The sequence below is a fragment of the Chthonobacter rhizosphaerae genome, from assembly GCF_013839525.1.
Lineage (GTDB): Bacteria > Pseudomonadota > Alphaproteobacteria > Rhizobiales > Pleomorphomonadaceae > Chthonobacter > Chthonobacter rhizosphaerae.
Genome location: NZ_JACDIS010000014.1, coordinates 64,547 through 85,110 on the forward strand (window position 1 = coordinate 64,547; position 20,564 = coordinate 85,110).

Sequence of the window (20,564 nt, forward strand, 5' to 3'; positions counted from 1 at the left end):
CGCTCCGTGAACCGCACGGAGAGAGGATGAAAGCCAGAGATGGATCAAAGGGTTGGCGGAAGCCTCCGCTCAGCCCGCGTTCGTCGCCACGTACTGGTCCGGGTGGTACTGGTAGAGCCAGGTCTCGGTCAGAGCCTCGTCCTTCGCCTTCAGGAACAGCCGCATGTCCACCGGGTCGAGGCCGGCGGCCTTGAAGTCGAACACGGCGCGCCAGCGGCCGGTGCCCACCACCGGCAGGACGTAGGTGCCCGAGACCGTGCCGGACGACGCCGAGACGACCGCCTCCACGCCCTCGTTCTGGCCGAAATCCGCCAGCTGGCCGCCCTCGAAGTCCACCACGAGCTTCATCACGTCCTTCGGCCGCGGCTGCCCGGGCACGCCGCCCATGCCGATGCGGGTAGACACCACCCGGCCGATCGCCGGCGGGTTCGGCTCGTCGGAGAGCCAGGTCAGCCGGTAGTCCACCGCCACCTGGTCGCCCGTCCGCACGGGCTTGGCCGGCACCCAGTAGGCCACGATGTTGTCGTGGATCTCGTCGTCGGTCGGGATCTCGACGAGCTGCACCGCGCCTTCGCCCCAGCCGTTCTTCGGCTCCACCCAGACGCTGGAGCGCTTCTCGTAGAAGACCCCATCGTCCTGATAGTTCTCGAAATTCCGGTCGCGCTGGAGAAGCCCGAAGCCCTTCGGGTCATTGTCCACGAAGGTGGACGTCATCACCCGCGGCGGGTTGTTGAGCGGCCGCCACAGGCGCTCGCCGGACCCGGTCGCGATGGCGAGGCCGTCCGAATCGTGGATCTCCGGCCGCCAGTCGGGCGCGCGGTTCCGATTGGTCTCGTTGTACCAGAACATGGACGTCAGCGTGCCGACGCCGAAGCGGGCGATGTCCTTGCGGGCGAAGAAACGGCAGGCCATGTCCATGACCACGCCCTTCCGGCCCGGCTCCGTGCCGCGGGAGATGTCCCAGCGCACCGCGCCGGACACGCTCGGCCCCTCGAGCGCCGCGTAGATCACCAGCGTGCTCTCGGTGGAGGCGGCGAAGAAGAAGTCGGTGAAGCGCGGGAACTCCTCCGGCGTCGGCATGGCGACGTCGATGCAGAGCGCCCGGGCCGACAGGCCGTACTGGTCGAGCTCGCCGGCGGAGCGGAAATAGGCGGCGCCGAGGAAGGCCAGCCAATCCCGCTCCACGCCGCCGGGCTCCATCACCCGGAAGCCCGCGAAGCCGATGTCCCGCGGCAGGTTCCGCGCCGGGCTGTCGGACGGAATCTCGAAGAAGTCCGGCGCGTAGAGCACCGGACGGGCCTCGGTGCCGTCGACCAGATAGATGCCGACCGGCTCCTTGAAATAGCGGCCGAGGTGGAAGAAGCGCAGCGGCGCCTTGCCGTCGCCGACCTGGATCGTGTGGTCCTTGCGGAACTTGATCTTCCAGTGCTGGTCGTAGTCGATCGTCTCCAGCACCTCGGCGGCGCGCACCGGGGCGGGGGCGTAGGGGGCCGCCGCGCGGGTCTTCGCCTCCGCGACCAGAACGTCGAAGCTGAACGGCCGGGGACTGCCGAGCGTGGTCGCCTCCTCGGCGTTCGCCAGGGACGCCGGCAGGGCAGGGGTGAGACCGAGGGCGGCCAGCGCCCCGAGCACGTCACGGCGGGTCAGCGAGGTCATGGGTCGAAGCGCCTCTCGTCATTCGGGCGATCGGTTGCGGACTGTCGCACCCGACTTGTCCGGATCGCCATCGCATGTACAAAGCCGGAGAGCCCTGCGTCAACCAGGGCCGATGCGGGTCGACAAGGTGCGCCGGAAGACGGCATAACCATGGCGATGACTGACGATTCCGCGCCCGACGCCCGTCTGTTCGACCGGATCTCCGGCACCGTCGACCGTGTCACCTTTCACAACGAGGAAAACGGCTTCGCCGTGCTCCGCGTGCGGGTGACCGGCCGCAAGGAGCCGGTCGCCGTCGTCGGCCACGTGCCGTCCGTGTCCGCCGGCGAGAAGATCGAGGCGGAAGGCACCTGGACCACCGACAAGATGCACGGCCTGCAGTTCAAGGCCGAGCGCCTGACGACCCGCGAGCCCACCGGCCGCGACGCGGTGGCGCGCTTTCTCGGCTCCGGCCTGATCGCCGGCGTCGGCCCCGCCATGGCGGAGCGCATCGTCCAGGAGTTCGGCGCCAAGGCCCTCGACGTGATCGAGACCGAGCCCATGCGGCTCGTCAAGGTGCCGGGCGTCGGCCGCCAGCTCGCCGCCCGCATCGCCGAGAGCTACCGGGAGCGCAAGGCCGTCAAGGAGATCATGATCGCCTTCCAGGAGAAGGGCGTCGGCACCGCCCGCGCGGTGCGGATCTGGCGCCACTTCGGGCCGGACGCCGTGAAGGTGATCGAGGGGGATCCCTACCGGCTCGCCCGCGAGGTGCGCGGCATCGGCTTCGAGGGCGCCGACGAGATCGCCGAGAAGTTCGGCGTCGGCAAGACCGCCCCGGAACGCCTTCGGGCCGGCGTCACCTACGCGCTGGAGGACTTCGCCGACAACGGCCACACCGCCGTCCCGCGCGAGGAGATCGCCTCCCGCGCCGCCCGCCTCCTCGGCGTCGCCCCGGAGGCGGTGACGGACGCCATCGCGGAGGCCCTCCGCCAGGGCGACGTGGAGGAGGCCGTCATCGACGGCGTGCCGTGCCTCGCCGCCAAGCGGCTCGCCCGGTTCGAGACGAGCGTGGCCGTCCGCCTGAAGAAGCTTGCCGAAGGCCGGCCGCCCTGGGGCGCGGTGGACGTGACGCGCGCCATCGAGAGCTTCGAGAAGACCGCCGGCAAGGCCCTGTCCAAGTCCCAGCGGGAGGCGCTGCAGACCGTGGCGGGCGCCAAGGTGGCCGTCATCACCGGCGGGCCTGGCGTCGGCAAGACGACGCTCCTCGACGCGCTCCTCGCCACCGTGGCCGCCCGCAAGATCACCGTGGCGCTCGCCGCCCCCACCGGACGGGCGGCCCGGCGCATGGCGGAGCAGACCGGCCGCGAGGCGAAGACCATCCACCGGCTCCTGGAGATCGACCCGGGCACCGGCGGCTTCCGGCGCGGACCCGGGGAGCCGCTGGAGGCGGACCTCGTGGTGGTGGACGAGGCCTCCATGGTGGACGTGGCGCTGATGGCCGCTCTCCTCGAAGCCATGCCGCCCTCCGCCGGCCTCATCCTGGTCGGCGACGTGGACCAGCTGCCGTCGGTCGGCCCCGGCCAGGTGCTCGCCGACGTGATCGCCTCCGGCATCGTGCCGGTGGCGCGGCTGACGGAGATCTTCCGCCAGGCGGAGGAGAGCCGGATCATCGTCAACGCCCACCGGATCAACCGCGGCGAGATGCCGGAGGCGCCGCCCCCCGGCGAGGCGGCGGACTTCTATCTCGTCAACGCCAACGGGTCGGAGGACGCCCTCGCCAAGATCCTGGAGGTGGTCGGCACCCGCATTCCCCGCCGCTTCGGCCTCGACGCCATGCGGGACGTCCAGGTGATCACGCCCATGCAGAAGGGGCTCGTCGGCGCCCGCAATCTCAACGACCAGCTGGCGAAGCTCCTCAACCCTGCGCCCATCGACAGCATCGAGCGCTTCGGCCAGACGCTCGCCGTCGGCGACAAGGTCATGCAGGTGGAGAACGACTACGACCGGGACGTCTTCAACGGCGACCTCGGCCAGATCCGCCGCATCCGGGCGAAGGACGACGAACTGGTGGTGGCCTTCGACGGCCGCGAGGTCTCCTACGGCCTTCAGGACCTGGAGGCGCTGCAGCGCGCCTACGCGATCACCATCCACAAGAGCCAGGGCAGCGAATATCCGGCCGTGGTGATCCCGCTCGTGCGCGAGCACTCCATCATGCTCGCCCGCAATCTCCTCTACACGGCGACCACGCGCGGCAAGGCGCTGGTGGTGCTGGTCGCCGAGCCCTGGGCCCTGGAGACGGCCGTCGCCGGCACCCGCTCGCGCAAGCGCTGGACCCGGCTGAAGGACCTTCTCGCCTGATCGCTCCGGGCGGCGCGGCATTGGCCGACGGCCGACGGCCCCCTTCTGTTTCTTCAGAAAGCCTGCTCTCCTGGAGCCATGGCCTTCAAGCTCCGCCAACTCCAGTATTTCATCGCGGTCGCCGACACCGGGTCGATCTCCGGCGCCGCGCACCTCCTGTCCATCTCCCAGTCGACCGTCACCGAGGCGGTGAAGGAGCTGGAGGCGGACCTGGGGTTCCAGCTGGTCAGCCGGCACGGGCGCGGCGTCGCGCTCACCCACAAGGGGCAGGTGTTCCTGCGGCACGCGGGCCGGATCCTGGAGACGGTGGCGGACGCCCGGCGCTCGCTCGCCGAGGAGGCGCCGACCGGCTTCGGCGAGTTGCACGTGGGGGTCACCTCGCTGGTGGCCGGCTACGTGTTCGCCGATCTTCTGGCCCGCTACCGGCGCGCCAGCCCGGGCGTCGTGGTGTCGGCCGTGGAGGACGACCGGGACTATCTGGAGCATCTCCTCGTCAACGGCGAACTGGACGTGGCCGTCATGGTGGTCCCCGACCGTGCGACCGATCCGGCCCTCCACGTGGAGATCCTCGGCGAGGAGCCCTACCAGGTCTGGCTGCCGCTCGGCCACCCGCTCGGCCGGCAGGCGGACGTGTCGCTCGCCGATGCGGCCGGCGAGGCGCACATCGTGCTGACTGTGGACGAGATCGAGGACACCACCCGCGCCTTCTGGCGCGAGCACGGCTTCAGGCCGCGCACGGCCTTCCGCACCCGCTCCGTGGAGGCGGTGCGCAGCCTCGTCGCCACCGGGGCGGGCATCAGCATCCTGCCGACGCTCGTCTACCGGCCCTGGTCGCTGGAGGGCGACCGGATCGAGGCGCGACCGGCGTCCGAGCCGCTGCCCACCGTCAAGGTCGGCATCGCCTGGCGACGGGGAGCCGCGCTGCCGCGGATCGCGCGGGATTTTGTCGAGATCGGCCGCGCCCGGCGCATGGAGCGGGCAAGGGCCGAGCTATCGGCAAAGCCGATATCTTCATTCTGAATTATCGTCTGGCGAAGGCTGGGGAACCCGATCACTCTGGAAAACGAACAGCCCGGCGGCCGCCTCACAAACCAACGAACGAGGGGTGGCGGCCCGTCGGGCCGGGGTCGGCCGCCGTTCCAGCGGCCTTTCAGGGAGAGTGCCATGCGGAGCTTGTCGCGCTCGACGGCGATCCTCGCCGTCGCCGCCATTCTTGGTCCCTCTGTCGTCCCGTTCGCCGCCGCCCAGGAGCCTCTGAAGGAGATCGGCCCCGGCGAGGGCGAGGTGTCCATCGTGGCCTGGCCGGGCTACATCGAGCGCGGCGAGACGGACAAGGCCTACGACTGGGTCACCGGTTTCGAGGCCGAGACCGGCTGCAAGGTGACGGTCAAGACCGCCGGCACCTCCGACGAGATGGTGGCGCTGATGAACGAGGGCGGCTTCGACCTCGTCACCGCGTCCGGCGACGCCTCGCTCCGCCTCATCGCCGGCAAGACCGTGCAGCCGATCAACACCGCCCTGATCCCGTCGTGGGACAAGGTGGACGATCGGCTGAAGTCGGCGCCCTGGCATACGGTGAACGGCGCCCACTACGGCGTGCCCTACCAGTGGGGCTCCAACGTGCTGATGTACAGCACGGACGTGTTCAAGACGCCGCCGACCTCCTGGAACGTGGTGTTCGAGGCCATGGACCTGCCGGATGGCAAGCCCAACAAGGGGCGCGTCCAGGCCTTCGACGGGCCGATCTACATCGCCGACGCGGCGCTCTACCTGATGACGCACAAGCCCGAGCTCGGCATCAAGGACCCCTACGAACTGAACGCCGACCAGTACAAGGCGGCGCTCGAGCTCCTGCGCGCCCAGCGCCAGATCGTCCACCGCTACTGGCACGACGCCTTCATCCAGATCGACGACTTCACCAACGAGGGCGTGGTCGCCTCCTCGTCCTGGCCGTTCCAGGTGAACATCCTGAAGAGCCAGCAGAAGCCGATCGCCTCCACCGTTCCGGAGGAGGGCGCCACCGGCTGGGCGGACACCACCATGTTGCACGCCGACGCCCCGCATCCGAACTGCGCCTACAAGTGGATGGAACATTCCTTGAGCGCCAAGCTCCAGGGCGACCTCGCCGCCTGGTTCGGCTCCGTGCCGGCCAACCTGGAGGCCTGCAAGGGCAACGAACTCCTCGGCGACGAGGGCTGCACGATCAACGGCCTGGAGAACTTCGACAGGATCCGCTTCTGGCGCACGCCGGTCGCCAAGTGCGAGACCCAGGCCGACGGCTGCGTGCCCTACTACAAGTGGGTGACCGACTACATCGCCATCCTGGGCGGGCGCTGAGGGGAGGGGCGGCCGGAGTGGCTGGGGTTGCACGTCCGCTTCGGCAATCGGGTTTCGCTCCGGCAGAGGCGGAGGTGTCGCTCCGGCCGGCGGCCCCCACCCAACCCTCCCCCGCAAGGGGGGAGGGCTTTCCGTGGCGGTTCGGGTGCTTGTGACGGGACGCGAGTGGCAAGCCTACGCCCGACCCGAAACCTCCCCCGCCGCCCCACGCACGACAGAACCCTCCCCCCTCGCGGGGGAGGGCAGGGTGGGGGTCGCCGGCCCCACGCACGACACAACCCTCCCCCCTCGCGGGGGAGGGCAGGGTGGGGGTCGTCGGCCCCACGCACGACAGAACCCTCCCCCCTCGCGGGGGAGGGCAGGGTGGGGGTCGCCGGCCCCACGCACGACCCGCATCCGGAGCACGCCCATGCGCCCGCTCGACCACGCCCGCCTCGTCGCGGAGACCGCCTCGATGACAACAGCCGTCCGCTTTTCCGGGGTGTCCCGCCACTTCGGCCCGGTGAAGGCCGTGGATGACGTCGACTTGGAGATCCAGCCGGGCGAGTTCTTCGCCATGCTGGGGCCGTCCGGTTCGGGCAAGACCACGTGCCTGCGCCTCATCGCCGGCTTCGAGCAACCGACCGCCGGGGCGATCGAGATCTTCGGCCGGCACGTGGAGGGCGTGCCGCCCTACCGGCGCGCCGTCAACACCGTGTTCCAGGACTACGCCCTCTTCCCGCACATGACCGTGCTCGACAACGTGGCCTACGGCCTGATGATCCGGGGGATCGCCCGCAAGGAGCGCCGCGCGCTCGCCGAGGAGATGCTCGCCCTCGTCCGGCTCCCGGGCTACGGCTACCGCCGGCCCGCCCAGCTCTCCGGCGGTCAGCGGCAGCGGGTGGCGCTCGCCCGGGCGCTCGTCAACGAGCCCAAGGTGCTGCTTCTCGACGAGCCGCTCGGGGCGCTGGACCTGAAGCTCCGCGGCGAGATGCAGACCGAGCTGAAGGCGCTCCAGGCCCGTCTCGGCATCACCTTCGTGTTCGTCACCCACGACCAGACCGAGGCGCTCGCCATGGCCGACCGGGTGGCCGTGTTCAACGCCGGCAGGGTGATCCAGGTCGGCCCGCCGGAGGAGATCTACGAGCGACCCCGCACCCGGTTCGTGGCCGACTTCGTGGGCGGCGCGAATGTCCTGGAGCCGGACGTCGCCGCCCGCCTCGGCCTGCCGCGGGGGCCACACGCGCTTCGCGCCGAGAAGCTGCGGCTCGTCGCGGCCGGCGACGCGCCGGGCGGGCCGTTCGGCACCGTCATCGACGCCGACTACCAGGGCGCCACCCGGCGCTACCGGATCGCCTTCGAGGGCAGCCACCTCGCTTCCGTCCTGCCGGCCGGCGAGGCGGTGTTCCGCGTGGGCGACCCGGTCGCCCTCGCGGTTCCGCCCGGCGCCGCGACCCGGCTCGACGGCTGAGCGCCATGACCGTCGTGCTCGCCCCCGCCTCCGGCCGCCCGCCGCTCCGCGACCGCCTGTCCGACCTGGTGGTCGGCCGGCCGAAGGTGCTGGCCCTGGTGCTCCTGGCGCCGCCGCTCCTGTGGCTCGGCGTCGTCTACGTGGGATCGCTCGCCGCGCTCCTCGCCCAGTCCTTCTTCTCCATCGACGAGTTCACCGGCCTCGTGGTGCGCGAGTTCACGCTGCGCACCTACGGCGAACTCTTCGCGCCGGCCAACTTCGACATCATCCGCCGCACCGTCCTGATGGCGGCGGCGGTGACGCTCGCCTGCGGGGTGATCGCCTTCCCGGTCGCCTGGTACGCCGCCCGCTACGCCCGGGGCCGGGTGAAGGCGGCCTTCTACCTGGCGGTGATGCTGCCGCTCTGGTCGAGCTATCTCGTCCGCGTCTACGCCTGGAAGCTGATCCTCGCCAAGGAGGGCGTCATCACCTACGCGGCGGCGGCGACCGGCCTCACGCCCGTGCTCGACCGGGTGCTGGCGATCCCGGGGCTCGGCGGGCCGTCGCTGTCGGTCTCCACGCTCGGGACTTTCATCGTCTTCGTCTATCTCTGGCTGCCGTTCATGATCCTGCCGCTGCAGGCGGCGCTGGAGCGGGTGCCGCGGTCGGTCCTGGAGGCCTCCGCCGATCTGGGCGCCGAACCGCGCCGCACCTTCCGCCACGTGGTGCTGCCGCTCGCCCTGCCGGGCCTCGCGGCCGGCTCCATCTTCACCTTCTCGCTGACGCTCGGCGACTACATCGCCCCGCAGATCGTCGGCACCAGCACCTACTACCTCGGCCAGGTCGTCTACGTGCAGCAGGGCACCGCCGGCAACATCCCCCTGGCGGCCGCCTTCTCGGTGGTGCCGATCGTCATCATGGGTCTCTACCTGATGGTGGCCAAGCGTCTGGGGGCGTTCGATGCGATGTGACCCGGAGCGTCGTCGCGGCAGCGGTGGAGGGTCTCCCCCACCCCGACCCTCCCCCTCCAGGGGGGAGGGGGGGCGTTTCGCGGCGACCGTCGAGTGTCCCCCCTCTCCCCGACCCTCCCCCTCCAGGGGGGAGGGGGATCCCGGCGCGCCGACCAGAGCCTCTCCAAACCTCGCTCCGGAACCCCGACGCGCCCTCCTTCCGAACTCCGCTCCGGAACCCCGACGCGCCCCCCTTCCGAACTCCGCTCCGGAACCCCGACGCGCACCCCTTCCGAACCCCGCTTCGGAACCCCGACGCGCCCCCTCTCCCCTTGTGGGGGAGGGCCGGGGTGGGGGGAGACCCTCCGCCCCCTGCCGCCCGCCCGCACCCGACCCCGCACCCGCCACCCCGCCCGGAGCCGCCCCCATGCCTGAGCGCGCCTCCCTCGTCCTGCGGATCGCCGCCGGCGCCTCGCTCCTCTTCCTGCACGTGCCGCTCGCCTTCATCGTGCTCTACGCCTTCTCCACCGAGGAGAAGAGCTACCAGTTCCCGCCGCCCGGCTACACCACGCGCTGGTTCGCGGTCGCCTACGAGCGGCAGGACATCTGGAACGCCCTCACCCTGTCGCTCCAGGTGGCGGCGATCGCCACCGCGATCGCCCTCGTCCTCGGCACGCTCGCGGCCGGGGCGCTCGCCCGCACGCGCTTCTTCGGCCGCGAGGCGGTGTCGCTCCTGATCATCCTGCCGATCGCCCTGCCGGGCATCGTCACCGGCATCTCGCTGCGGGCGGCCTTCGCGCTCGGCGAGATCCCGTTCAGCGTCTGGACCATCGTGCTCGGCCACGCGACCTTCTGCATCGTGGTCGTCTACAACAACGCGGTGGCGCGCCTCCGGCGCACGTCGCCGTCGCTGATCGAGGCCTCCATGGACCTCGGCGCCGACGGCTTCCAGACCTTCCGGCACGTGATCCTGCCGAACCTCGGCACCGCGCTCCTGGCCGGCGGCATGCTGGCCTTCGCGCTGTCGTTCGACGAGGTGATCGTCACCACCTTCACGGCCGGCCAGCAGACCACGCTGCCGATCTGGATGCTGTCCGAACTGATCCGCCCGCGGCAGCGGCCGGTGACCAACGTGGTGGCGGTGTTCGTCATCGTGGTCACCTTCCTGCCCATCCTCGCCGCCTACCACCTGACCCGCGACACGGCCGAAACCGCCGGCGCGGGCAGGTGATCCCGCCAGACCCAGACACAAAGGGAGGCCCGCATGCTCACCAACCCCGACGTCGTCACCGACACCGCCATGCTGATCGGCGCCGATTTCGTCGCCGGCACGGAGGACGCCGAGACCGTCCTCGCGCCGAAGACCGGCGAGACCATCCTGGACCTGCCGGAGGCCTCCCCGTCCCAGATCGACGCCGCGGTGGCGGCGGCGGACGCCGCCTTCGCGTCCTGGTCGCGCACCACGCCGGGCGAGCGCGCCGGCTACCTCCTGCGCCTCGCCCAGGCGATCGAGGACGACGCGGCGGGCTTCGCCGCGGTCGAGGCGCTCAACTGCGGCAAGCCCTATCCGGCGGTGCTGCGCGACGAGATCCCCGCCGTGGTGGACGTGCTGCGCTTCTTCGCCGGCGCTTGCCGCACCCTGCCGGGCCAGGCGGCGGGCGAGTATATCGCCGGCCACACGTCCATGATCCGGCGCGACCCGATCGGCGTGGTCGCCTCCATCGCGCCCTGGAACTACCCGCTCATGATGGCGGCCTGGAAGATCGGCCCGGCGCTCGCGGCCGGCAACACGGTCGTCATCAAGCCGTCCGAGCAGACGCCGCTGACCACGCTCCGCCTCGCCAAGGTGGCGGCCGACATCCTGCCGGGCGGCGTCCTCAACGTCATCGTCGGGCGCGGCGGCACGGTGGGCTCCACGCTCATCAACCACCCGAAGGTGTCCATGGTGTCGCTCACCGGCGACGTCGCGACGGGCAAGAAGGTGCTGGCCGCCGCCGCCGCCACGGTGAAGCGCACGCACCTGGAACTCGGCGGCAAGGCCCCGGTGATCGTGTTCGACGACGCCGACATCGACGCCGTCGTGGAGGGCATCCGCACCTTCGGCTACTACAACGCCGGCCAGGACTGCACCGCCGCCTGCCGCATCTACGCGGGCGACAAGGTGTACGAGAAGCTGGTGGCCGATCTCTCGTCGGCCGTCTCCACCATCGCCTACGCCAACCCGGACGACGAGGCGAACGAGATCGGCCCGCTGATCTCGAGGCGCCAGCGCGACCGGGTGGCGAGCTTCGTGGAGCGCGCCGCCGAGCAGAAGCACATCGAGATCGTCACCGGCGGCAAGCCGGCGTCCGGCTCCGGCTTCTTCTACGAGCCGACGGTGATCGCCGGCGCGCTCCAGTCGGACGAGATCGTCCGGCGCGAGGTGTTCGGGCCGGTCGTCTCGGTCACCCGCTTCTCCGACCCGGACGACGCGGTCGCCTGGGCCAACGACAGCGACTACGGCCTCGCCTCGTCGGTCTGGACCCGCGACGTCTCCAAGGCCATGAACGTGGCGAGCCGGCTCCAGTACGGCTGCACCTGGGTCAACTGCCACTTCATGCTGACCAACGAGATGCCCCACGGCGGCCTGAAGCAGTCCGGCTACGGCAAGGACATGAGCCAGTACGCCCTGGAGGACTATTCGGTGGTCCGTCACGTCATGGTGAAGTTCGCCTGAGGTGGAAGGGCCCGAAACAGCCGCCGACCTTCGACGCAGCCGTCCGGACCCGATCGCCCCGATCGGGTCCGCTCGCGAAGGCGGCGCCCCGCTCGCGAAGGGGCATCCCCTTCGTCATTGTCCGCGAAGGCGGACCACCCCCGCCTTTGTCCTCGCCGGACCGAGAAAATGCGTGGGTGGTCTGCCTGAAGCAGACCATGACGGCAGCAGAGCGCCAACGACCTGCGCAGTCTCCACCCGCCCCCGCGGTACCGCCCCCCCATCCACCCGCCTCCACCCCATCCCCTCGCCAGCGCCCACACCTTTGCTTGCCCCCTCCGCCGTTTCGGTTAAGGCTCTCGCCAAACGAACAAGCACCGGGAGGGTCCCATGGCGTCGGACAACGTGAGGGCGGGATTGGACGCGGGGGCCGTTCGGGCGATCGTGGAGGGCTCCCACGGCGATCCCTTCGCGGTGCTGGGGCCGCATCGCACGGCGCGCGGCAGCGTGATCCGGGCCTTCCTGCCGAACGCCCGCGCGGCCGAGGTGCGGGCGGACGACCGGACCGTCGGCACTTTCAGCCACGTGGAGGACGGCCTGTGGGTCGCGCCCGTCGACCGGCTGCCGGCCCGCTACACCATCCGGGCGGAGTGGGACGCCGGCGCCCACGAGGCGGAGGACCCGTACGCCTTCCCGCTCCTCCTCGGCGACATGGACGTCCACCTCCTCGCCGAGGGCGCTCACCGCCGGCTCGCCGACACCCTCGGCGCGGTCGTCACCACGGTGGACGGGGTGCCGGGCGTGCGGTTCGCCGTCTGGGCCCCGAACGCGCGCCGGGTCTCCGTGGTGGGCGACTTCAACGCCTGGGACGGGCGGCGCCATCCCATGCGGCTGCGCCGGGAATGCGGCGTCTGGGAGATCTTCCTGCCGAGGCTCGGCCCGGGCGAGCGCTACAAGTACGAGATCATGGGCGCGGACGGCGTGGTGCTGCCCCTGAAGGCGGACCCGCTGGCCCGCCAGTTCGAGCACCCGCCGGCGACCGCCTCCATCGTGGCCGATCCGGAGCCGTTCCGGTGGACTGACGCCGGCTGGATGGAGAAGCGCGCCGACCGGCAGGCGGCGACCGCGCCGCTCAGCATCTACGAGGTCCACCCGGGCTCCTGGCGGCGCAATCCGGACGGGGCGGTGGACTGGGACTTCCTCGCCCGAACCCTCGTGCCCTACGTGCGGCACCTGGGCTTCACCCATGTGGAATTCCTGCCGATCACCGAGCATCCGTTCGGCGGGTCGTGGGGCTACCAGCCGCTCGGCCTGTTCGCCCCCACGGCCCGCTACGGGTCGCCGGCCGCGTTCGCCCGCTTCGTCGACCGCTGCCACGAGGAGGGCATCGGCGTCATCGTCGACTGGGTGCCGGCCCATTTCCCGTCCGACAGCCACGGGCTCGCCCGATTCGACGGCACGGCCCTCTACGAGCACGAGGACCCGCGCGAGGGCTTCCACCAGGACTGGAACACCCTGATCTACAACTTCGGGCGCACGGAGGTGATCGGCTTCCTGGTGGCGTCGGCCCTCGAATGGCTGCAGCGCTTCCACGTGGACGGGCTCAGGGTGGATGCGGTCGCGTCCATGCTCTACCGCGACTATTCCCGAAAACACGGCGAGTGGGTGCCCAACCGCTACGGCGGGCGGGAGAACCTGGAGGCGGTGGCCTTCCTGAAGCACTTCAACGGCGTCGTCCGGTTCGAGGCGCCGAGCGCGCTCACGATCGCGGAGGAATCCACCGCCTGGCCGGCCGTGACCGGCGACCTGGAGCACGGCGGCCTGGGCTTCTCGCTGAAATGGAACATGGGCTGGATGCACGACACCCTGGCCTACATGGGCCGGGAGCCGGTCCACCGCCGCTTCCACCACGACGACCTGACGTTCGGGCTGGTCTACGCCTTCTCCGAGCGCTTCGTGCTGCCGCTCAGCCACGACGAGGTGGTGCACGGCAAGCGCTCGCTGATCGGCCGCATGCCGGGCGACGCCTGGCAGAGGATGGCGTCCCTGCGCGCCTACTACGGCTTCATGTGGACCCATCCGGGCAAGAAGCTGCTCTTCATGGGCGGCGAGATCGGCCAGGAGCGGGAATGGAACCACGACGAGGAGCTCGACTGGTGGCTCCTCGACCGTCCGGACCACGCCGGCCTCAACCGGCTCGTCCGCGATCTCAACACCCTCTACCGGGCGGAGCCGGCGCTCCACGCCCGCGACCACGAGCCGGCCGGCTTCCGGTGGGTGATCGGCGACGACCGGACCAACTCGGTGTTCGCCTACCTGAGGCAGGGGTTCGAGTCCGACCCGCCCGTGCTGGTGGTCGCCAACTTCACGCCGGTGCCGCGCGGCGGCTACCGGGTCGGCGTGCCGGCGGCCGGCACGTGGGAGGAGGTCGTCAACACCGACGCCGCCCTCTACGGCGGCGGCAACATGGGCAACGGCGGCGCCCTGGAGACCGAGGCGGTGGAGTGCCACGGGGAAGCGCAGTCGCTTCTCCTCACCCTGCCGCCGCTCGCCACGGTGGTCCTGCGGCTGCTCGCCTGAGCGCCGGCGGCGGATCGGGCGTCCCTTCGCCGAGGGACGCCCGGGTCCGACGCCCGAGGCGTCAGTCCGCCGTGTTCATCTCGTGGCGGGTGATCAGCCAGACGCCGTCCTGGTTCTGGAACTCCATGGTGAAGTTCGCCATGACGGTCTCGGGCCCGGCGACGATCTCCTTGACGCCGCTCTTCACCACCGTCTCGCAGTCGATCCGGGCGTCGCTCTGCTTCAGGGTCGCCCGCGGGGTCAGGTCGACGAAGTCGGACCAGTAGTCCCGGATGGCGGTGCGGTCGGTGAGGGCGGCGTCCTGGGAATAGGACTTGAAGCTGTGCTGGGGCGCGTAGTGGGCGAGGACCAGGTCGGCGTTGTGGCCGGGCAGGGCCTTGGCCCAGCGATCGAAGAGGGCGGTCGCCTTGGTGGCGTCCATGGCCGGGCAAGCCCCCGTGTTGGCGAAGGCCGGCGTGGCGGCAGCGAGAACGAGGGACGACACGGCAACGGCATAGAAGCGCTTCGCAGTCATGGGTTCCTCCACTGTCAGGCTCGCGGCCTCCCGCCGCCGAGCCATGGCTCACGTAGGTGGAAGCCCTTAGCCCCGTAAGAGATCTAATCGATTAAATCTTTGTAAGGTTGGCCGGGGACTGGGCCGTCCCGGCCCGCTCAATAGTCCACCCGGACGAGGCAGAGCCCGCCGGGCGGCGCCACCGGCCCGCAGGCCGTGCGATCGGCCGCCTTCAGGGCCGCGAACAGCTGGTCGCTCGTCCAGCTGCCGTCGCCCACCTTGCGCAGGCTGCCCACCATGGACCGTACCTGGTTGTGCAGGAAGGAGCGGGCGGACGTCTCCACGCGGACCTCGTCGCCGGTCCGGCGGAGGTCCAGCTGGTCCAGCGTCTTCATCGGGCTCGCCGACTGGCAGTGGGTGGACCGGAAGGTGGTGAAGTCGTGGTGGCCGAGAAGCCGCTGGGCCGCCGCATGCATCGCCTCCGCGTCCAGCCGCTTCGGCACGTGCCAGACCAGGTGCCGCTCCAGGGTCGGCGGCGAGCGGCGGTCGAAGATCCGGTAGACGTAGTGGCGACGGCGCGCCGAGAAGCGGGCGTCGAACCCGTCGTCAACCGCCTCGGCGTCCACGATGGTCACCGGCCACGGCCGCAGATGCACGTTGCCGGCGTCGCGGATCGTCCCCGGCCGCACGGGCGTCTCCAGGTCGAAGTGCGCCACCTGGCCGGTGGCGTGGACGCCCGCGTCGGTGCGCCCGGCCCCCTTCAGCGTCACCCGCTCGCCGGTGAACATCAGGATGGCAGTCTCGATCAGGCCCTGGACGCTTTCGCCCGCCCAGTCCGCCTGCCGCTGCCAGCCCACGAAGGGCGTGCCGTCGTATTCCACGTGGATCTTGTAGCGGGGCATGTCAGCCGAACCGGGCGCCCGGGGCGAGGCGGGCGCCGCGGGCGAAGTCCGCGAAGGCCATGGCCTTGGAGCCGGCCCGCTGCACGGTGACGAGCCGCACCGCGCCGTCGCCGCACGCCACCTTGCCGTCCTCGTCCAGAAGCGTCCCCGGCGCGCCGTCGCCCTCCGCCCGGCCGGTGCGGATCACCTTCACCCGCTCCGGCCCCTTGCCGAGGTCCGCCTGGAACCAGGCACCCGGGAAGGGCGCGAGGCCGCGGGCGTGGTCGTGCACGGACTTGGCCGGGCGTGACCAGTCGATCCGGGTTTCCTCGTTGGTGAGCTTGTGGGCGTAGACGACGCCCTCCGCCGCCTGGGGCGTGAACGTCAGGCCGCCGCGCTCCAGGCCGCCGAGCGCCCGGATCATCAGGTCGGCCCCGAGCGGCGCGAGCCGGTCGTGGAGTTCGCCCGCCGTCACGTCCGGGCCGATCGGCAGCCGCTCCGCCATGGCGACCGGCCCGGTGTCGAGCCCTTCCTCCATGCGCATGACCATCACGCCGGTCTCCGCGTCGCCGGCCATGATGGCGCGGTTGATCGGGGCCGCCCCGCGCCAACGGGGGAGGAGGGAGGCGTGGAGGTTGAGGCAGCCGTGGGCCGGCGCGTCGAGCACCGGCTTCGGCAGGAGGAGCCCGTAGGCGACCACCACCGCCACGTCCGCGTCGTGGCTTTTGAACACCGCCTGGGCGTCCGGGTCCTTCAGGGTTCGCGGCGTGAACACCGGCACCCCGAAGGCGTCGGCCTGCTCGTGCACGGGCGAGCGCCGCTCGGAAAGGCCCCGCCCGGCGGGCCGGGGCGCGCGCGTGTAGGCCGCCACCACGTCGTGGCCGTGGCCGATGAGCGAGACGAGCACCGGCACCGCGAAATCGGGCGTGCCCATGAAGACGATCTTGAGCGGCATCAGCGATCCCGGCGAGACGAAGCGTCAGGCGGTGTAGCCGACATGAGGATCGAGGTCGAGCCCGCGCGTCCGATCGACCGTCCGGCGCCCGGGCGGGCGGCGACCGTCCCGGCCGTCCGCTCAGGCGACGCCCTTGGCCCGGTCCCGCGCCTGCTTGGTGAACTTGCGCACCACCCGGTCGCGCTTCAGCTTGGAGATGTGGTCGATGAACAGAATGCCGTTCAGGTGGTCGATCTCGTGCTGCAGGCAGGTGGCCAGGATCCCGTCCGCGTCCACCTCCTTCGTCTCGCCGGAAAGGTCGCGGTAGCGCACCGTCACCCGGGACGGACGCTCGACCTCCTCGAAATACTCCGGGATCGACAGGCAGCCCTCCTCGTAAGTGGACACCTCGTCGGAAACTTTCAGGATCTCCGGGTTGATGAAGACCTGCGGCGCGCGCCCGTCCTCGTCCCGCGACACGTCGATCGTCACCACGCGCAGCGGCACGCCCACCTGGATGGCGGCGAGCCCGATGCCGGGCGCGTCGTACATGGTCTCGAACATGTCGTCCACCAGACGACGGACGTCGGCGGTGATCTCGCCCACGGGCGACGACACGAGACGGAGCTGCGAATCCGGAAGGATGACGAGGGGACGGATGGACATGGATCGGAGATATGGGAAGCCGGAACCCCGGTCAATATCCGGCTCATCCGCCTGATTGCGGACGATCCCGGAGACGCGCGTCAGCCCCGTCCCGTCGCCCTGGGCAGGCGGATCGTGGCCCGCAACCCGCCGCCCTCCCGGTTGGCGAGCGTGAGGTCGCCGCCGTGCCGGCGCACGATCGACCGGGCCGTGGACAGGCCGAGCCCGACGCCGCCCGTGTCCTGGTTGCGCGAGGCCTCCAGGCGCACGAAGGGCTCGAACACCTCCTCCAGGCGGTCGGCCGGAATGCCCGGTCCGTCGTCGTCCACCAGGATCAGCGCCTCGGTGGGCGTCGCCTCCACGGTGAGGCGGGCACAGGCGCCGTAGCGGACCGCGTTCTCCACGAGGTTGCGCACCGCCCGGCGCAGCGACACCGGCCGCACCTCCAGCTCCAGCTTGTCCGGCCCGGTCACGGTCACCGGGTGGCCGAGGTCGGCGAAGTCGTCCGCCACGGCCGTCACCAGGGCGGCGAGGTCCGTGCGGTGGCTCTCCTCGGCGAGCGCGTCGTCGCGCGCGAACGCCAGGGTCGCCTCGGTCATCCGGCTCATCTCGTCCACGGTCTCGACGATCCTGTCGCGCACGTCCGGGTCGTCCACGAACTCCGCCCGAAGCCGCAGGGAGGTCAGCGGCGTGCGGAGGTCGTGGCTGATCGCCGCCAGCATGCGGGTCCGGTCGGCCACGAACCGGCGGACCCGGTCGTGCATGGCGTTGAAGGCGTGCACCGTGCGGCGCACCTCCTCCGGGCCGGTCTCCGGCAGCGCGTCCACGGTCTCGCCGCGGCCCATGCGGTCGGCCGCGCGGGCGAGGTCGCGCAAGGGGCGGGTGATCCGGCGCACCATGAAGGCCGCCACCAGCACGATGGTGGCGGCCACGAGGCCGGTCTGGATCAGCATGGGCCAGGCCCAGAGGTTCGGCCGCGGCAGGATGGTCTCGGCGTTCAGCCAGCGGCCGTCCGACAGCCGCGCGGACACGCTCACCACCGGGATGATCGGGCGCTGCCGGTCACGCTGGCCGAAGCCGGGCGGGCCGCCGTCCCGTTCGTCGCGCTCGCCCCGGGCGTCCGGCCGGCCGTGCCGCCGCTCGCGAAAGTCGCGCAGGGGCCTGCCGCGCACCTCCGCCCGCACCTCCCGGCCGTCGAACGCGTCGCTGAGGACGGAGGCCTCGAAGTCGTCCCCGTCCTCGCCCCCGTCCGGCGCGCGCGCGGCCACGATGGGATCGGGCGTCACCGTGTAGCTCACCCGGCTCGTGCTCGCGGCCGCCACCAGGCGCTGCTGCACGTCCGTCGGCACGTCCTCCACCACCCGCACCAGGGCGGCGGTGCGGGCGAGCACCTGTTCGCGGATCGCCTGCTCGATGGCGTCCCGGCGGTTGACGGCGAAATAGACCGCGCTGAGGATCTGCCCCAGCACCAGCGCGCCGAGGAGAAGGGCGATCAGCTGCCCGGCGAGGCTTCTCGGCACGAGGCGAAGGGTCACGCGTCCATCTCCGTCACGTCGGCGGCGAACATGTAGCCGCCGCCCCACACGGTCTTGATCAGCTGCGGCGCCTTCGGGTCGTGCTCGATCTTCTTGCGCAGCCGGCTCACCTGGTTGTCGATGGAGCGGTCGAACACCTGCGGGGTCCGGCCGGAGGTGAGGTCCATCAGCTGGTCGCGGGAGAGCACCATGTTCGGGCGCTTCAGGAAGGCGGCGAGCAGCTGGAACTCGGCCGTCGAGAGGGGCGAGCCGACGCCCGTCTCGTCCACCAGCTCGCGCCGGCCCACGTCCAGCACGAAGCGGTCGAACGCCAGCTTCCTCGCCGACAGGGGATCGCGCGCCTTCGGCACGGCCTGGGTCCGGCGCAGCACCGCCCGGATGCGGGCGAGAAGCTCGCGCGGGTTGAACGGCTTGGTCACATAGTCGTCGGCGCCGATCTCCAGGCCCACCACCCGGTCCGTGTCCTCCGCCATGGCGGTGAGCAGGATCACCGGCGTCTCGCCGCTTTCCCGCACGTGGCGGCAGAAGGAGAGGCCGTCCTCGCCGGGCATCATGATGTCCAGCACCACGAGGTCGATGGCCGCCGCCTTCATGGCCTTGCGGGCGACCGCGGCGTTCTCGGCCGTCGTCACCCGGAAGCCGTTCTTGGTCAGGTAGCGGCCGATCAGGTCGCGGATGTCCCGGTGGTCGTCGACGACGAGGATGTGCGGGGCGGGGTCTGTCATGGTCGGGCGTGGGCGGCTTCGGGAACGGGGGAGGGCGCGCGGGGCGCCATTCCCTCTATCTCGCCGCTTTTTCCCCGCCCGGCCAGGGGAACTTGTATCGAGCTGTATCAGGCCCCGGCCCTGTGACGGGCGGCGACACTTCGGCCGTTCCGGGACGAAGTTCCGCGACAAAGGCCACCTATCTTGAGCATGTCGGCGGCGATCACAGCCGCCCTCCGCAGACCGGCCCCGCCGGCCGGCGGATGAGAAAGGTCAAGGAGAATACCCATGAAGACCCTCACCTGGACGGCCCTCGTCGCCACCGCCTTCGTCGCCGCCATGCCGATCGCCCACGCGGGTCAGGGCCATGGCGGCGGCTGGGGCGGCCATGGCGGGCGCCACGGCGGCCACGGCATGGGCGCCATGAACCTGATGGAGCGCTACGACACCAACAAGGACGGCAAGGTCACCCAGGAGGAGATCGACGCGGTCCAGGCCCAGCGCTTCACCACGGCGGCCGGCGCCAACGGCCAGAGCATGTCGATCCAGCAGTTCGAGCAGCTCTACAACGCCGAGCACCGGGAGCGCATGGTCCGCGCCTTCCAGCGCCTCGACCGGGACGGCGACGGCCAGGTGACCCGCGAGGAGTTCGACCGCCGCACCGCTGGCCTCGTCGCCCGCATGGACCGGGACGGCGACGGCGCTCTCGCGCCGGCCGACCGCCGGCATGGCGAAGGCCGTCACGGCGGCTGGCGCGGCTGGTGGAACGGCGATCGCGGCGAAGGCCGCGGCCCGATGGGCGGCGGCGGCATGGGCCCCATGGGCGGACCCGGCATGGGCCCGATGGGCGGCCCGGACGCCGGCCCTGACGCCGACGAGGGCGACGACACCCCGTAAGGCGACGCGAACCCGCCGCCCGCCAGGTTCCGGCGGGCGGCGGGTTCAAGCACGCTCCGCGTCGGCGATCGGATCGCGACGTCTTGCCCGGTTTCGCCGGACCCTCCCCTAGAAAGGAACGGGTCCTACCTCCTCGGCCCTCGTCACCCGAGCTCGGTCCACGCGCCTCCGGCCGCGGACGAGCGCACGGCGGCGTCGATGAAGCGCATGCCCTTCACGCCGTCGTCGACCGTCGGATAGATCACGTCCGGGTCCGGCGCCGCGCCGGTGCGGGCGGCCCGGATGGCGCGGGCGGCTTCCGCGTAGATGTTGGCGAAGCCTTCCAGGTAGCCTTCCGGGTGGCCGAAGGGCGTGCGCGTCACCCGCTTGGCCGCCGGGCCCGCGCCCGGGCCGCCCCGGGTGATCAGCCGCTTGCCCTCGCCGAGCGGCGTGTACCAGAGATGGTTCGGCTCCTCCTGGTGCCATTCCAGGCCGCCGGTCTCGCCATAGAC

Annotated in this window: 16 protein-coding genes and 1 pseudogene; 9 read left to right on the forward strand and 8 right to left on the reverse strand. The window is 71.4% G+C overall.

The features are described 5' to 3' along the window. Positions 1 to 69 precede the first annotated feature (69 nt). Positions 70 to 1,656, reverse strand: coding sequence for an OpgD/OpgG family glucan biosynthesis protein (locus HND91_RS19645; protein WP_181708309.1), 1,587 nt, complete (start codon positions 1,654 to 1,656; stop codon positions 70 to 72). Positions 1,657 to 1,806: 150 nt separating this feature from the next. Between HND91_RS19645 and recD2 the strand changes: the two genes are divergently transcribed. From recD2 to glgB, 8 genes are all read left to right on the forward strand, one after another. Then, a complete protein-coding gene (gene recD2 / locus HND91_RS19650) occupies positions 1,807 to 3,993 on the forward strand; it encodes an SF1B family DNA helicase RecD2 (RefSeq protein WP_181708310.1) in 2,187 nt (728 codons plus the stop codon). Between the two features lie 78 nt (positions 3,994 to 4,071). After that, on the forward strand, positions 4,072 to 5,013 hold the full coding sequence (locus tag HND91_RS19655) for a LysR family transcriptional regulator (RefSeq protein WP_181708311.1): 942 nt from the start codon (positions 4,072 to 4,074) through the stop codon (positions 5,011 to 5,013). Positions 5,014 to 5,157: 144 nt separating this feature from the next. Continuing rightward, positions 5,158 to 6,330: an ABC transporter substrate-binding protein gene (locus tag HND91_RS19660; RefSeq protein WP_181708312.1), complete on the forward strand. Its 1,173-nt coding sequence runs from the start codon at positions 5,158 to 5,160 to the stop codon at positions 6,328 to 6,330. Between the two features lie 454 nt (positions 6,331 to 6,784). Further along, entirely contained in the window at positions 6,785 to 7,780 is a 996-nt protein-coding gene (locus tag HND91_RS19665; RefSeq protein ID WP_181708326.1) for an ABC transporter ATP-binding protein, read from the forward strand. 5 nt (positions 7,781 to 7,785) lie between these two features. Next, positions 7,786 to 8,730 (forward strand): ABC transporter permease, encoded by a 945-nt coding sequence (locus HND91_RS19670; RefSeq protein WP_181708313.1) that lies wholly within the window; start codon positions 7,786 to 7,788, stop codon positions 8,728 to 8,730. Positions 8,731 to 9,136: 406 nt separating this feature from the next. Continuing rightward, complete coding sequence (locus HND91_RS19675; protein ID WP_181708314.1) at positions 9,137 to 9,940, forward strand: ABC transporter permease; 804 nt, start codon at positions 9,137 to 9,139, stop codon at positions 9,938 to 9,940. A 33-nt stretch (positions 9,941 to 9,973) separates the two neighbouring features. Beyond that, a complete protein-coding gene (locus HND91_RS19680; RefSeq protein WP_181708315.1) occupies positions 9,974 to 11,425 on the forward strand; it encodes a gamma-aminobutyraldehyde dehydrogenase in 1,452 nt (483 codons plus the stop codon). 369 nt (positions 11,426 to 11,794) lie between these two features. Continuing rightward, positions 11,795 to 13,984, forward strand: a complete 2,190-nt coding sequence (gene glgB / locus HND91_RS19685; protein ID WP_181708316.1) for a 1,4-alpha-glucan branching protein GlgB — start codon at positions 11,795 to 11,797, stop codon at positions 13,982 to 13,984. 61 nt (positions 13,985 to 14,045) lie between these two features. On the opposite strand, the gene HND91_RS19690 is transcribed toward glgB, so the two are convergent. From HND91_RS19690 to HND91_RS19715, 6 genes are all read right to left on the reverse strand, one after another. After that, the gene (locus tag HND91_RS19690; RefSeq protein WP_181708317.1) at positions 14,046 to 14,498 is read right to left on the reverse strand and encodes a nuclear transport factor 2 family protein; all 453 of its coding nucleotides are present in this window, start codon (positions 14,496 to 14,498) and stop codon (positions 14,046 to 14,048) included. A gap of 137 nt (positions 14,499 to 14,635) precedes the next feature. Beyond that, on the reverse strand, positions 14,636 to 15,379 hold the full coding sequence (gene truA, locus HND91_RS19695) for a tRNA pseudouridine(38-40) synthase TruA (protein WP_181708318.1): 744 nt from the start codon (positions 15,377 to 15,379) through the stop codon (positions 14,636 to 14,638). Position 15,380: 1 nt separating this feature from the next. Beyond that, positions 15,381 to 16,313, reverse strand: a complete 933-nt coding sequence (fmt, locus tag HND91_RS19700; RefSeq protein WP_181708319.1) for a methionyl-tRNA formyltransferase — start codon at positions 16,311 to 16,313, stop codon at positions 15,381 to 15,383. Positions 16,314 to 16,433: 120 nt separating this feature from the next. Then, on the reverse strand, positions 16,434 to 16,958 hold the full coding sequence (gene def / locus HND91_RS19705) for a peptide deformylase (RefSeq protein WP_181708320.1): 525 nt from the start codon (positions 16,956 to 16,958) through the stop codon (positions 16,434 to 16,436). A gap of 80 nt (positions 16,959 to 17,038) precedes the next feature. Then, entirely contained in the window at positions 17,039 to 18,472 is a 1,434-nt protein-coding gene (locus tag HND91_RS23255) for an ATP-binding protein (protein ID WP_210272804.1), read from the reverse strand. Next, positions 18,469 to 19,197, reverse strand: a complete 729-nt coding sequence (locus HND91_RS19715; RefSeq protein WP_181708321.1) for a response regulator — start codon at positions 19,195 to 19,197, stop codon at positions 18,469 to 18,471. Before HND91_RS19715 ends, HND91_RS23255 begins: the two co-directional genes overlap by 4 nt. Before the next feature lie 267 nt (positions 19,198 to 19,464). Between HND91_RS19715 and HND91_RS19720 the strand changes: the two genes are divergently transcribed. Beyond that, the gene (locus HND91_RS19720) at positions 19,465 to 20,073 is read left to right on the forward strand and encodes an EF-hand domain-containing protein (RefSeq protein ID WP_181708322.1); all 609 of its coding nucleotides are present in this window, start codon (positions 19,465 to 19,467) and stop codon (positions 20,071 to 20,073) included. A 143-nt stretch (positions 20,074 to 20,216) separates the two neighbouring features. Here HND91_RS19720 and HND91_RS19725 read toward each other — a convergent pair. Further along, positions 20,217 to 20,564 (reverse strand): annotated as a pseudogene (locus tag HND91_RS19725) (gfo/Idh/MocA family oxidoreductase); the annotation flags it as partial.

Bases quoted from the DNA above. Each gene is read 5' to 3' on its own strand.
- HND91_RS19645 (WP_181708309.1), bottom strand. From the start codon at position 1,656: ATGACCTCGCTGACCCGCCGTGACGTGCTCGGGGCGCTGGCCGCCCTC.
- recD2 (WP_181708310.1), top strand. From the start codon at position 1,807: ATGGCGATGACTGACGATTCCGCGCCCGACGCCCGTCTGTTCGACCGG.
- HND91_RS19655 (WP_181708311.1), top strand. From the start codon at position 4,072: ATGGCCTTCAAGCTCCGCCAACTCCAGTATTTCATCGCGGTCGCCGAC.
- HND91_RS19660 (WP_181708312.1), top strand. From the start codon at position 5,158: ATGCGGAGCTTGTCGCGCTCGACGGCGATCCTCGCCGTCGCCGCCATT.
- HND91_RS19665 (WP_181708326.1), top strand. From the start codon at position 6,785: ATGACAACAGCCGTCCGCTTTTCCGGGGTGTCCCGCCACTTCGGCCCG.
- HND91_RS19670 (WP_181708313.1), top strand. From the start codon at position 7,786: ATGACCGTCGTGCTCGCCCCCGCCTCCGGCCGCCCGCCGCTCCGCGAC.
- HND91_RS19675 (WP_181708314.1), top strand. From the start codon at position 9,137: ATGCCTGAGCGCGCCTCCCTCGTCCTGCGGATCGCCGCCGGCGCCTCG.
- HND91_RS19680 (WP_181708315.1), top strand. From the start codon at position 9,974: ATGCTCACCAACCCCGACGTCGTCACCGACACCGCCATGCTGATCGGC.
- glgB (WP_181708316.1), top strand. From the start codon at position 11,795: ATGGCGTCGGACAACGTGAGGGCGGGATTGGACGCGGGGGCCGTTCGG.
- HND91_RS19690 (WP_181708317.1), bottom strand. From the start codon at position 14,498: ATGACTGCGAAGCGCTTCTATGCCGTTGCCGTGTCGTCCCTCGTTCTC.
- truA (WP_181708318.1), bottom strand. From the start codon at position 15,379: ATGCCCCGCTACAAGATCCACGTGGAATACGACGGCACGCCCTTCGTG.
- fmt (WP_181708319.1), bottom strand. From the start codon at position 16,313: ATGCCGCTCAAGATCGTCTTCATGGGCACGCCCGATTTCGCGGTGCCG.
- def (WP_181708320.1), bottom strand. From the start codon at position 16,958: ATGTCCATCCGTCCCCTCGTCATCCTTCCGGATTCGCAGCTCCGTCTC.
- HND91_RS19715 (WP_181708321.1), bottom strand. From the start codon at position 19,197: ATGACAGACCCCGCCCCGCACATCCTCGTCGTCGACGACCACCGGGAC.
- HND91_RS19720 (WP_181708322.1), top strand. From the start codon at position 19,465: ATGAAGACCCTCACCTGGACGGCCCTCGTCGCCACCGCCTTCGTCGCC.